Source organism: Roseibium salinum (assembly GCF_026240905.1).
Classification (GTDB): domain Bacteria; phylum Pseudomonadota; class Alphaproteobacteria; order Rhizobiales; family Stappiaceae; genus Roseibium; species Roseibium salinum.
This window is the reverse complement of sequence record NZ_JAPEVI010000003.1, coordinates 2,548,231-2,560,426: the sequence shown is the minus strand read 5'-3', so window position 1 is coordinate 2,560,426 and position 12,196 is coordinate 2,548,231. Positions and strand designations below refer to the sequence as shown.

General features: G+C 62.6%; 14 protein-coding genes. 10 read left to right on the top strand and 4 right to left on the bottom strand.

Annotated features, from left to right (window positions below; genetic code table 11):
* Window positions 1–6: 6 nt before the first annotated feature.
* Together ON753_RS16415 and ON753_RS16410 are read right to left on the bottom strand one after the other, a co-directional pair.
* Entirely contained in the window at window positions 7–885 is an 879-nt protein-coding gene (locus ON753_RS16415) for an ATP-grasp domain-containing protein (RefSeq protein WP_265963689.1), read from the bottom strand.
* Window positions 882–1,352 (bottom strand): ATP-grasp domain-containing protein, encoded by a 471-nt coding sequence (locus ON753_RS16410; protein WP_265963688.1) that lies wholly within the window; start codon window positions 1,350–1,352, stop codon window positions 882–884. The genes ON753_RS16415 and ON753_RS16410 overlap by 4 nt, the downstream gene beginning before the upstream one ends.
* 347 nt (window positions 1,353–1,699) lie before the next feature.
* Between ON753_RS16410 and ON753_RS16405 the strand changes: the two genes are divergently transcribed.
* From ON753_RS16405 to ON753_RS16385, 5 genes are all read left to right on the top strand, one after another.
* Complete coding sequence (locus ON753_RS16405; protein ID WP_265963687.1) at window positions 1,700–2,725, top strand: sodium:calcium antiporter; 1,026 nt, start codon at window positions 1,700–1,702, stop codon at window positions 2,723–2,725.
* 137 nt (window positions 2,726–2,862) lie between these two features.
* Window positions 2,863–3,255 (top strand): ElaB/YgaM/YqjD family protein, encoded by a 393-nt coding sequence (locus tag ON753_RS16400; RefSeq protein ID WP_265963686.1) that lies wholly within the window; start codon window positions 2,863–2,865, stop codon window positions 3,253–3,255.
* Window positions 3,255–3,674 carry a phage holin family protein gene (locus ON753_RS16395; protein WP_265963685.1) on the top strand — a complete coding sequence of 140 codons (420 nt, stop codon included), beginning with the start codon at window positions 3,255–3,257 and terminating at the stop codon, window positions 3,672–3,674. Before ON753_RS16400 ends, ON753_RS16395 begins: the two co-directional genes overlap by 1 nt.
* A 76-nt stretch (window positions 3,675–3,750) precedes the next feature.
* Window positions 3,751–4,002 (top strand): hypothetical protein, encoded by a 252-nt coding sequence (locus tag ON753_RS16390; protein WP_265963684.1) that lies wholly within the window; start codon window positions 3,751–3,753, stop codon window positions 4,000–4,002.
* A gap of 128 nt (window positions 4,003–4,130) precedes the next feature.
* Window positions 4,131–5,108, top strand: coding sequence for an SDR family oxidoreductase (locus ON753_RS16385; protein ID WP_265963683.1), 978 nt, complete (start codon window positions 4,131–4,133; stop codon window positions 5,106–5,108).
* A gap of 48 nt (window positions 5,109–5,156) precedes the next feature.
* On the opposite strand, the gene ON753_RS16380 is transcribed toward ON753_RS16385, so the two are convergent.
* Window positions 5,157–5,549 carry a VOC family protein gene (locus tag ON753_RS16380; RefSeq protein ID WP_265963682.1) on the bottom strand — a complete coding sequence of 131 codons (393 nt, stop codon included), beginning with the start codon at window positions 5,547–5,549 and terminating at the stop codon, window positions 5,157–5,159.
* 306 nt (window positions 5,550–5,855) lie between these two features.
* Here ON753_RS16380 and ON753_RS16375 point away from each other — a divergent pair, with 306 nt between their 5' ends.
* From ON753_RS16375 to ON753_RS16365, 3 genes are all read left to right on the top strand, one after another.
* Window positions 5,856–6,683: a sulfite exporter TauE/SafE family protein gene (locus ON753_RS16375; RefSeq protein ID WP_265963681.1), complete on the top strand. Its 828-nt coding sequence runs from the start codon at window positions 5,856–5,858 to the stop codon at window positions 6,681–6,683.
* A gap of 157 nt (window positions 6,684–6,840) precedes the next feature.
* Window positions 6,841–7,542: an AzlC family ABC transporter permease gene (locus tag ON753_RS16370; protein ID WP_265963680.1), complete on the top strand. Its 702-nt coding sequence runs from the start codon at window positions 6,841–6,843 to the stop codon at window positions 7,540–7,542.
* Entirely contained in the window at window positions 7,535–7,855 is a 321-nt protein-coding gene (locus ON753_RS16365; RefSeq protein WP_265963679.1) for an AzlD family protein, read from the top strand. The genes ON753_RS16370 and ON753_RS16365 overlap by 8 nt, the downstream gene beginning before the upstream one ends.
* 322 nt (window positions 7,856–8,177) lie before the next feature.
* Here the strand turns inward: ON753_RS16365 and ON753_RS16360 are convergent, their stop codons facing one another.
* Window positions 8,178–9,725 (bottom strand): bifunctional aminoglycoside phosphotransferase/ATP-binding protein, encoded by a 1,548-nt coding sequence (locus ON753_RS16360; protein WP_265963678.1) that lies wholly within the window; start codon window positions 9,723–9,725, stop codon window positions 8,178–8,180.
* Between the two features lie 210 nt (window positions 9,726–9,935).
* Between ON753_RS16360 and ON753_RS16355 the strand changes: the two genes are divergently transcribed.
* Together ON753_RS16355 and ON753_RS16350 are read left to right on the top strand one after the other, a co-directional pair.
* Window positions 9,936–10,316, top strand: a complete 381-nt coding sequence (locus tag ON753_RS16355) for a hypothetical protein (RefSeq protein WP_265963677.1) — start codon at window positions 9,936–9,938, stop codon at window positions 10,314–10,316.
* A 211-nt stretch (window positions 10,317–10,527) separates the two neighbouring features.
* Window positions 10,528–12,192, top strand: coding sequence for a thiamine pyrophosphate-binding protein (locus ON753_RS16350; RefSeq protein WP_265963676.1), 1,665 nt, complete (start codon window positions 10,528–10,530; stop codon window positions 12,190–12,192).
* Window positions 12,193–12,196 lie beyond the last annotated feature (4 nt).

The window sequence follows — 12,196 nt, the reverse complement described above, 5'->3', positions numbered from 1 at the left end:
CCGCTTCTACCGCACGGATTCCCGCGGCATCGGCTGGATCAGGAAACCCAGAGAATCGCGGCACCGCTCATAGGCGTCGCGGATCATCTCGGTGTTGTTGCCGCCCAGGAAGATGTCCATGAGTTCATAGGAGTAGCTGTCCTGGTCGGAGAGGTCGGACAGGCGTGCCCCTTCCTTGATCAGCACCTGCACCATCAGGTCCGGCAGAAGCTTCCGGAGTTCGTTGACCTCGGTGTCGCTTGGCACCCGCCTGACGATGCCGTCGGCTTCGTGCGAGCGGACCATGAACTTGGCCGCCATCTCGTCCTTGCCCTTGCCTTCCGGCAGTTTCGGGCGCTCCCCGAGGGCCGCCTGGATCGCCTGCCGGTGGTTCGAGGCGCCGTCGACCATGTGGAACAGCGGCGAATGCGATTTCGATATGCGCGGATTGATCTCCAGGAGCCGCAGCGTATTGCTGATCGGGTCGAGAAAGAGTTCGGCATTGAAGACGTCGCTGTCGAAACCGATCCGTTTCAGGACCTTGTCGACGATCACGCGGGCGTCCTCGATCACGTCGTCCGGCAGTTCGGCAGGATAGTGATAGCTCGACAGACTGGACATGTGCTGCCCGGTCCGCAGCGTCTCTATGGCGCCGTATACCACCGTCTCGCCCTGGTGGACGAAGCCTTCGATCGTGAACAGGCGCTCCTCGGAAATCAGTTCCTCGGCGATCGCATGATTGCCGTTTGCTTCCTTGGGAATCTTCGCATCTTTCGAAAGATGGCCGAGGAACGTGTTGAACGGCTCGCCGTAGAAGTGGATGGCCTGCCGGCAGGCATGCAATGCGCGTTCGTACTCGAACAGTTCGCGGATCTTGAACCCGAGCTTGGATGAATGCGCCTTCACCGGCTTGAGCCAGAAGGTGTAGGGCAGGGAGGTGCCTGCTGTGCCTCCGTCGAAAACGGGTTGAGCGCGCGCACCTTGGGGGTGGTTTCCGGCATCACCTCGCGCTGCAGCTTGCGCATCCAGAACTTGTGCTCGCAGCGGGCCACCGCTTCTGGCGATGCGCCCGGCAGGCCGTAATGCCGGCAGAGCAGGCTGACGAGCGCCGTGACCGGGAAGTCGAGATGGCCGACGATCGCGTCCGGCGCCTGATCCAGATCGTCGATAGTCTCCCGGGCGCGGTTGTAAAGCACGTCGAACTCGAAGAGGCCGTGTTCCGGCTGGACCTCGGTGCGGTGCAGAACCGGCACCAGCCGCCAGTCCTTTGCTTCGGGTATCTTGCCGATCAGTTTCTGATGGAAATCGTCCGTTCCCACCACGCAGATAAGTTTCTTTCTCTTCTGCGTACCGTTTGCAGGACTTTTCGCCATGATTCGGATCCAGTTTTTCGGTTGAGGTCCCTGCCTGTGGTGTTGCCCTTCAACGCAGTGGCGACGGTCTTTGTTCCAACCCGAATCCATGGCCGGTGCCATGGGAAGATCGGCTCCGGGTCGCTGCCACTCGTCGCCCGCACGGGGAACCAGCTGCCGGATCGCGCGTTCATCCGTTTACGAATGAAACCGCTGTTTTGCAGACGCACACCCCGCAAGCTCCCGGAGATGACCATTCCGTTCGAAAGCAACATCGAGGCGATAGGACCCGGACCGCATCGCGGACGTTGTCATGGCGCACGCGCGGCCCGATCCGCATGGGCGTACGGCGCGGATTGCAGCTCCCCATGCTGAGCGGTGTCTCCTACTGGATCCTGATCGCCGTCTTTGCCGGTGCGACGGTTGCCGTGGTGGTCGCCGGCGTCCGCGTCGCCCGGACCGCCGACACCCTTGCGGACAGGACGAACCTGGGCGAGGTCATTGCCGGGGCTCTGTTCGTGGGGGCAAGCACCTCGCTGCCCGGCGCAATCACGTCGGTCAGCACCGCGGCCCAGGGTTTCCCATCGCTCGCGGTCGGCAATGCGCTTGGCGGATTGACCGCGCAAACCGCCTTTCTGGTCATCGCGGACATTGCCTACCGACGGGCGAACCTGGAACATGCCGCTGCGAGCGCGACAGGCCTCACGCAGGGCGTGCTGCTCGTCGTGCTGCTGTCGCTTCCCCTTATCGCATCCGTTCAGCCGGCCTACACGATCTGGGGCGTGCACCCGGTCTCGATCCTGACAGTGCTTGCCTATGCCGCCGGACTGCGCCTTCTGAGGGACGTCAGCAACGAGCCTATGTGGAAGCCGGTCCAGACCTCGGAAACCCGGGAGGAGGTTTCCAGTGTCTCCGACGCGGAAGCCCGGCGGAGCATGTCGGGACTGTGGACGGAGTTCGCCATTGCGGCCGCCGTCACGGCGCTGGCGGGCTATGTGGTTGGACAGGTGGGGATCGAACTGGTGAACCGGTCCGGCATATCGGCCACGCTTGTCGGCACCGCGCTGCTTGCCGTGGTCAACTCCCTGCCCGAACTGGTGACCGCGATTGCGGCTGTGCGCATCGGGGCGGTCAGCCTGGCCGTCGGCGATGTGATCGGAGGCAACGCGTTCGAGGTCCTGTTCCTCAGCGCGGCGGATGTTGTCAGTGAGGGCTCGATCTACGCGGCCTTCACCTGGCAGGATCAGGCCACTGCCCTGTTTGCAATGCTGATGACCGGCGTGCTGCTCCTCGGGCTGATCCGGCGGGAAAGGTGCGGTTTCGGGGGCATCGGTTTCGAAAGCGCGCTGGTTCTCTTCCTCTATGCGGTTTCGATCGGGCAGCTTTTTCTCTGACCCTGTTCACCTGGCACAGAAGGCGGGAAACGCGGCTGGACCCTCCGACAAACTTCGTAGGGAACAATTACCAACCTGCGGCGTTGGAAAAGTGATGCCGTACGGCAGAAACTCATCCCAGAGCAAAAGGTGAAGTCATGGCCCCACGCAATACGACCACAAGCACGAGCGGCGACAACTCTGCGAAGCACGCGGCGACGCAAGAGAATTGGGATCAGGTTACCGAACAGCTCCAGAAATTGCGCGAGGACATCGGCAACGTCAGCTCGGCCCTCCAGGGACTGGCGAGGGCCGGCGTCACAGAAGGCCAGGATCGCGCCATGGCGCAGATGGACGGTTTTCTGCGGCACACGCGTGAAATGACAGACGAACTTACCGACCAGGGAAAGCGCGCCGCCCGGAAGGCGAGCGACACGGCCAACTCCGCGGCACGCGAAGCTGAAGATGCGATCCATCGCAATCCGCTGACGGCGCTGGCAGTTGCCCTCGGCCTGGGGTTCCTGATCGGCCTCATCTCGCGCCGCCAGTAATGGGCGCAGGTCAGATGCTCTACAATGTGGCAACCTCTATCGCCGCCAAGGCAGGCGACACGGTAAAACGCGCGGCGCGGAGCGCCGTGTTTGCCGTTGTCGGCCTGTTCTTTCTGACGTTTGCCCTGATCTTTGCGGCGATCGCCCTGTTTCTCTGGCTCGAGACGTTCATGGAACCGCCGCTTGCCGGCCTTGTCATCGCCATGGGCTTCCTGGTCGTCGCACTCATGTTCTTCCTGCTTGCGAGACGACAGCAGCGGCCGAAACCCGTAAGCCGCAGACCCGCGCAAACGGCGGAAGGCGCTCTCAAGGAGGCCGAAGCCCTGGGCCGTAATCTCGGCAAGAACGTCAGCGGCTATCCCATGGTCCTGACGGCCTTCATGATCGGCATCCTGCTCGGCGTCAAACGCGGCAAATGAGATGCCGCCTGAAACGGCATGATCGGATGGAACGCTTCGGACCTCTTTCCGTTAGGGACGCAGAAGGAGACTTGAAATGGCTGAGAAGCGCAAGGCTGAGACCGACAGGGACGTACGTGAAACAGATCTTGCCCAGCAACGCATGGGCAAGAACAGACTGCAGGGAGACGATCAGTCCAATGTGCGCAACGAGCGCCATGCTGTTTCCGACGTCAAGCAGGAACCCGACGATGACGTGATCGAGACTTTCGAGAAGCTCGACAAGGACAAGCGTGCCCGCGAAGATCTCAACAAGGGCGTGCGCAAGTCCCGCAATACCAAGGACTAGAAACGACGGACGCCGGGGATCCCCCCGGCGATCGCTTCAATACTTTCAGATCAGTCAGCTTCTGAACGTTCGATCGGTTCCGATTGAATGCTCTCCTGTGACGCACCCTGAAAGAGAGGTGACGAACCATGACGGACAAAAGGCAACGAGAAGCCGAGGCCGCGGCGGAAAACCAGCGCGACGTGCAGCGCCAGGTCGACCGGACCGAGGAGAAGAATCCCGGCGCCAAGGAAGACGGGCCGATGCAGGCCGGTGCACGCGAATACCCGGAACCTCCCTTTCCCGAACAGCACCAGCCCAAGCCGGGAACGGAACGCACGCTGGACCCCGAACCACTCTACGATGCGCCCTTCTACAAGGGATCGGGCAAGCTGGAGGGCAAGGTCGCGCTGATCACGGGCGGCGACTCCGGCATCGGACGGTCCGTGGCCGTGTTGTTCGCCCGCGAAGGCGCCGACGTTGCCATCACGTTCCTGACCGAAGAAGCCGACGCTGAGGAGACAAAGCGGGCGGTGGAAAAGGAGGGCCGGAAATGCCTGCTGCTGCCCGGCGATGTCAGTCTGCAGGAATACTGCGAAGACGCGGTGGAAAGGGTGATCGCAGCATTCGGGAAGCTCGATATCCTCGTCAACAACGCCGCCTTTCAGTACCATGCCCGTTCGCTGGAAGAACTGACGGCCAGGCATTTCGACACCACCATCAGGACCAACCTCGCGGGCTATTTCTTCATGAGCAAGGCGGCGGTGCCGCATATGAAGCCGGGGGCGGCCATCGTCAATTCCGGTTCGGTGACCGGTATTCGCGGCAGTACCGAGTTGCTGGACTATTCCATGACCAAGGGCGGTATCCACGCTTTCACGCGCGCGCTCGCATCCAATCTCGTTCCGCGCGGCATCCGCGTGAATGCCGTAGCTCCGGGCCCGGTATGGACGCCGCTCAACCCGTCAGAACGACCGCCCGAAGAGGTTGCCCAGTTCGGGTCCGGCACTCCGATGAAACGCCCGGCCCAGCCGGAGGAAGTCGCCCCGGCCTATGTCTTCCTCGCGTCACCGCAGTGTTCCAGCTACATCACCGGCGAGATCCTGCCGATCATCGGCGGATACTGATGACAGAGCCGGCCATTGGGCCGGCGGTCCGCCGGCCGTCTACGGATTTCAGCCGCCGCTTCCATACGGCCGGGTGAGGATTTCCAGGGAATGACCGTCGGGGTCGTCGAAATAGAGGCCGCGTCCGCCATCGCGGCGATTGATCTCGCCCGGCTTTTCTTTGGCCGGGTCGGCCCAGTACTGCATGCTCCGCTCCCGGATCCGCTTGAAAATCTCGTCAAACTCGGACTCGCTGACAAGAAAGGCATAATGCTGGGGCGTGATCTCTGCGTCCGTGTCCAGGAAATCGATGTTGACGCCGTTGCCGGTCGTTACGACCCGGAAGTGACTGAACGTCCTCGGCGACGGCAGTCCCAGGATTTCGGTCAGGAACGCTGCCGAGGCGTTCTTGTCCCGGGACCAGACGATCGTATGGTTGAAGTCGACACTCACCTTGTTCACCCTCGCTCATGTGTGGAAAGGCCGGACCGGCCTGCCAATGCCGGCTATCGGTTGGCGGCCGGAAACCGGTCCCGTCGGTAGGGGTTCCGGTATCCGCGGAACTCGCGTTTTCCAACGCGTGCCACCCTCGAAAGTTCCTGGAGGACGGCAGGCCCAAAGGAGGCTCACCGGCAGATTGTGTCCCGCGACTTGAAACTGATTGTCCGCGATACCCGCTGGTAAAAAACGTGGGACTCGGCTAATCGCTGCTGGAATGCCTATGCTGGCGCCGGTCGTGCGACGCTTTTCGGGAACAAGGATTTCAGCGTGGAAGATCTCAGCCTCTTATACCTCGGCCTGCTGGCCGCCGCTCTGCTGGCAACAGGCCTGGTGGCGGGGATCATCGCGGGCCTTCTCGGGGTCGGCGGCGGGATCGTCATCGTTCCGGTGCTCTATTACATGTTCATTGCGCTGAAGATCGACCCGTCTGTGCTGATGCATGTTGCCGTGGGCACGTCGCTGGCGACGATCCTGGCGACCGGAACCTCGTCCGCCCGCGCGCATTATCTGCGCGGCAGCGTCGATATGGACCTTCTGAAACGCTGGTGGTGGGCGATCGCGATCGGGGTCGTGGCCGGGGCGATACTCGCCGGCAACATTTCCGGCGGTGCGCTGACCCTGGTCTTCGGCTTCGTGGCCCTGGCGGTTTCCCTCAACATGATGTTCCGGAAAAACGTCCCGGCAGTTGCGGAGGCGTTGCCCGGAACCCCGCTCAAGGAGATACTCGGCTTCCTGATCGGCGGTATCTCCGTGATGATGGGCATCGGCGGTGGAACGCTCGGCGTGCCGACGCTCACCCTGTTCAATTATCCGATCCGCAAGGCCGTGGGGACGGCGGCCGCCATCGGCCTGATCATCGCGGTGCCGGGCACATTGCTGTCGATCTATTTCGGCTGGGACGTGGAGGGCCGTCCGCCGTTTTCGCTCGGCTACGTCAATCTCGTCGGCTTCTTCCTCATCATTCCCGCTTCGATCTTATCGGCCCCGCTCGGCGCCAAAATCGCCCATGCGATCGACCCGTCGAAACTCAAACTGGTATTTGCCCTCTTCCTCGGCTTCACGGGTCTGCGCATGATCTATGGGGTCATGGCTTGAGCGAGCCCGGCTGACTGCGCGCTCCGCGCTGCCTCGTGCTGCCAACACTATCTTTGATAGGTGCATCAAAAGGATTTATTGGTTCGGGGCGGGCTAATCAGGGATAGTGCCCTTTCTTTGCGCGGGCCGCTGCAGCGCCCGGAATTCGTGGACAGCCATGCTTGAAAAAAATGTCACCCTCAGCCTCAAAGGCTGTGTGCAGGGCGCTGCGATGTGCATTCCGGTGTCTCCCGGCATCATCGCGCTCGGCGCTGCCTTCGGCACCGTTGCCGTGCAAAAGGGGCTGACCTTTCTCGAAACCCTGATGATCAATTCGCTGGTCTTTGCCGGCGCAAGCCAGTTCGTCGCCATGGAGGTCTACAGCGATCCGCTCACCTGGGGCGCGCTGGTCGCCATGGTCGGGGTGACCGGCGCGGTCAACATGCGCATGCTCCTGATCGGCGCCAGCCTGCGGCCCTGGCTCGGCCGGGTGCCTGCTCACAAGACCTATCCGGCCCTGTTCTTCCTCACCGATCTCAACTGGCTGCTGGCGCTGTCCGAATACAACAAGGGCACCCGCGACTGGGGGATCTATCTCGGCAGCGGCCTCTTCACCTGGGCCGTCTGGTCGCTGTCGGTGGTGCCCGGCTATTTTGCCGGCAGCCTCATTTCCGATCCGAAGGCCTTCGGCCTGGATGTCATCCTGCCGGCTTTTTTCGCCGCGCTGCTGGTGCCGCTGTGGAAGGGAAAGCGCCAGACGGTGAGCTGGCTGATCGCCGGCGGCGTTGCCACGGTCACCTGGATGCTTGTCGGCGGCTACTGGAGCATCTTCACCGGTGCGATCGCCGGGGCCGTTGCGGGGGCCTACCTCGATGACTGACGCTGCCTTTTCCGCGGACCGGATGTTCATCCTGGCTGTCCTGGGCATGACCCTGGTCACCTACACGCTCAGGGCCGGCGGCTACTGGGTCATGGGCCGTCTGCCGATCACGCCGCGGGTCCGGCGCGGCCTCGAAGCACTTCCGGGCGCCATCATCGTCTCGACCGTTCTTCCCATCGTTTTGCAGGGAGGACTCGCCGTCGGGCTTTGCCTCATCGTTGCCGCCGCTGCCCAGGTGCGGCTGAGGAAGGAATACATCGCGGTGTTCTGCGCCGCAGCCGTCGCCGCCGGGCTGAGGGCCGCGGGGGTTTAGATTCGGAATTTCACCAGGCCGTTCGCGGTGCGAATGAATGGCTCGGTTGCAACAAAGACCCCATCCTGAGCAAGTGCGGAGCGGTGTCTCGAAGGACGGGGCCGCTTGAGCATGCCGCCCATGCTTCGAGACGGGCCTTACGGCCCTCCCCAGCATGAGGGAGGGGGAGTTTGGCCGGCCCTGAGTTCGCCATCTGCAACAAAGACCTCATGCTGAGGAAGTGCGCAGCGCTGTCTCGAAGCATGGGCCACTTGCGCGTGAGCATGCCACCCGTCCTTCGAGACGGACCTGTCGTTCCCAACTGACCGACCATATCGGCCGGTCAGGTCGCGAGGACGCTGCGGGCCTGCTCCGCGGTCTCTTCCATGCTGCCGCCGGCTTCGATTTCGCTCCAGGTCATCTTTCCGAGATCGTAACCGAGTTGCTGGTCGACGACAGCCGAAGTCGCGTCGGAGGCGTCGCTTTCGCGCCCGGCAACCCGCTCTTTCAGCACGTCAACCGGCGCCCGCAGCCACAGGCCGGTGAAATCGGCTTCGACATGACGGGCAATTTCCTCGGCCCGGTCCCGTTCGCTCTGCGCCGCGAAAACCGCATCGAATATGGCGCAGTGGCCGGCGGCCAGCACCGACTGGATCGACAGGTCCAGCGCATCGTAGACCTTCTTTGACGCCTCGGAGGTGTAGGCTTCCGGCGGCGCCTTGTCCGCCTCCGGGATATTCAGGATCCGCTTGCGCATCACGTCCGTGCGCAGCACCCGCGCGCCGGGCGCATGGCCGATGCCGGGGGCGATGGTGTAGGCAAGCGTGGTCTTGCCGGTGCCGGAGAGGCCGCCGATGGCGACCAGTCGGGGCTTTGATGGTTCGATGAAGGCAAGCGCATGCCTGAAATAGGTGCGCGCCTGCTCCCGCTGGTTCTGCTTCTGCGCCTCGTCGGACTGGTTGAGGGCCGCGGTTGCGGCGATCTTCGAGCGGATCGCCGCCCGCATCATCAGATAGAAGGGCAGCGCGGCCAGGCCTTCGGGATGGTCTTCGAGACGTGACTTGTCGAGATAGCGGTTGAACACCCGGTTCGCCGCCCGGTGCTGATCCCGTTCCCAAAGGTCCATCAGCAGGAAAGCAAGGTCATAAAGCACGTCGCCGGTGGCAATGGCGTCGGAGAACTCGATCGCGTCGAACAGGACGGGCTGGCCGTCGATCAGAACGATGTTGCGCAGATGCGCATCGCCGTGACAGCGCCGGACCAGGCCCAGTTCGCCCCTCTTCATGATCAACTCATGGATGGAAGACAGCATCGACCGCGACGCGTCGGTGAGATGACGCACCTCGTCAGCCGGAAACAGGTCGGGATGCTCATGAAACGCCGTGTCATTCTGCTCCACGTAGGAAGAAAGCTCGTCGTGAAAGCCGGGACCGCTGCGCAGCGGCGCTTCCTCGTGGGCATCCGCCATCATCTGCGCGAGCCGGTCGGCCAGATCGTCCGTCAAGGGGCCTTTGGCCGCCAGGATATCCAGTTCCATCGACTGATCGAAGCGGTTCATTTCAACCGCCCATTCCACCGGCTTGCCTTCGCCATCGAGCGCCAGGCCGCCATCGGGCTCCCGCGTTATCGGAACGGCTCTCAGATAGATTTGCGGCGCGTTCGGCCGGTTGACGGTGATTTCGGCCTTGCAGGCCTCCTCGCGCAACTCCAGGCTCGAATAGTCAAGAAAAGGAAACGTGACGTCCCGCTTGACCTTGTAGGCCTTGCTGCCGGCCAGGAAGACGATATTTGCATGGGTATCGATCCGCTTGACGTCCTCTTGCCCGGAGGTGCCGGAGAGCTCGTTCGTCAGGAATTCAAGGACTTCGTTTTGGGAGCGGGCCTGATCCATGGTGTGTCCTTTAAGTGCGCATTTGGGTCTCTGCCCGGAAGTCGGGGGCGATCAATTGGGTTTATTGTTTCTACAAACAGGTCAACCTTTCCGCTCTTGTCGCGTTCCACACAAAGCAGCCGGATCTTCGGTACGGCTTTGATTATTCTCAATGTGCAGTAACAGCGATGTGGCACATAAATCTTGGATTGTCAGTATAAGGAGGGTTCCATGAGCGATTATCCGGCATTGAAGAAGATCAGGCTGAACCTGGCCCGGACGAAAGAGTTTCCGCAGGGCTCGGCGCACCATGGCTACGAGTTCACCGCTCCTCTGGATGCGACCGGCCATATCGATGCCGCGCTCTGGAAAAAGAAGCGCGATCAGTGCCGTGTCCGCCGCTTCTGGGGCGACGAGGAAGAGGAAATCGGCCATCTGGTTCACCGTCCCGGCGGATCCTGGGCCTTTCACTATGACGTCAATGGCGAGGACGATGACGAAGCCGGCTACCGCTTCGGTGCCCATGCCTTCAATCCCGGAGAATATGTTTCCATCAAGGACGAGGACGGCGACCTGCACACGTTCCAGGTCGTGACGGTGCAGTCGATCTGACCCCGTCCCGCATCGCCGGAACTGCGGGGCACCAACAAACGCTGGTGCCCCGTGTTCGGGAGGCCCGTTACGCGATCGGTACCCGACCATTGCCGACTTCTTTCCATTCCGGAATGAATTCATTGCGAATTAATCTGGTTTTTGCCTCTGACGGGCCGATCTTTCATACGCTATAGAATGATCAATGGGTTATTCGAGCAGGAGTCGGGACATGAGCCAGAAGACCGGCGGTGAATTGTTGGTGGAAGCGCTTGAGCGTCACGGGGCGGAACGGGTGTTCTGTGTGCCCGGAGAGAGCTATCTGGCGGTCCTGGACGCGCTGTACGATGCCTCCATACCGGTCACCGTGTGCCGTCAGGAGGGCGGGGCCACGATGATGGCGGATGCCTATGGCAAGCTCACCGGCCGGCCGGGCGTCGCGATGGTCACCCGCGGCCCCGGCGCCACCAACGCCTCCTCCGGCGTTCATGTCGCCGCTCAGGATTCCACGCCGATGATCCTGTTTATCGGCCAGATCGAGCGCGGCATGCGCGAGCGGGAAGCTTTTCAGGAAATCGACTACCGTCAGATGTTCGGCGGCATCGCCAAATGGGTTGCCGAGATCGACCACGCGCACCGGGTGCCGGAATTCGTCTCCCGTGCCTATCACGTGGCTACCTCCGGGCGCCCGGGACCTGTCGTCCTGGCCCTGCCGGAAGACATGCTCGTGGAAACGGCGGACGCGCCGCAGCCGCCCGCCTGGAGCCAGGTGGAGACCCATCCGGGCCTGACGCTCATGGCCGACCTGCAAAAGCGCCTCTGGGCCGCCGAACGGCCGATCGCCATTCTGGGCGGCAGCCGCTGGTCGGCGGACGCGGTGTCCACCTTCACGCGTTTTGCCGAACGGTTCGACCTGCCGGTTGCCTGTTCCTTCCGCCGCCAGATGCTGTTCGACAATCTTCACCCGAACTATGCGGGCGACGTCGGCATCGGCATCAATCCGAAACTGCTGGCACGGATCAAGGCGTCGGACCTGATCCTGCTGGTCGGCGGGCGGCTGTCGGAGATGCCGAGCCAGTCCTATTCCCTCCTGGATATTCCAGGGCCCGCGCAGCAACTCGTGCATGTTCATGCGGATGCGGAAGAGTTCGGCCGGGTCTACCGTCCCGCGCTTGCAATCCACGCCAGTCCGGCGGCTTTCTGCAAGGCCGCCGAGGGCCTGCAGCCACCGAACGAAATAGAGGGGGCAGGCGAAGCCGCCAGGGCGCATCAGGACTATCTCGACTGGTCGGGCGCGCGGCCGGAAATCCCGGGAAGCCTGCAGATGGCCGGTGTGATGGACTGGCTTGAAAGCAATCTTCCCGAGGATGCGATCATGACCAACGGCGCCGGCAACTATGCCACCTGGCTGCACCGTTTCCACCGTTTCCGCCGCTACGGCACCCAGGCCGCGCCGACCTCCGGCTCCATGGGCTATGGCCTTCCCGCGGCTGTCGCGGCGAAGCTGACGTTTCCCGAGCGCGAAGTGGTCTGTTTCGCCGGTGACGGCTGTCTGCAGATGACCATGCAGGAATTCGGAACCGCCTGCCAGGATGGCGCCAACATCATTGTGCTGGCGATCGACAACGGCATGTACGGCACGATCCGCATGCACCAGGAGCGTCATTACCCGGGCCGGCCGTCGGCGACGAAACTGGTGAACCCGGACTTCGCCGCGCTTGCCCGCACCTACGGCGCCTTCGGGGAAACGGTTGAGACAACGGATGAATTCGGGCCGGCCTTCGAACGCGCCCGTGCCTCCGGTATGCCCGCCATTCTGCACCTGAAGCTCGACCCGGAGGCAATCACCCCATCGGCATCGCTGAGCCAGATCCGCGCGGCTGCAACGGCCAAATGAGCTG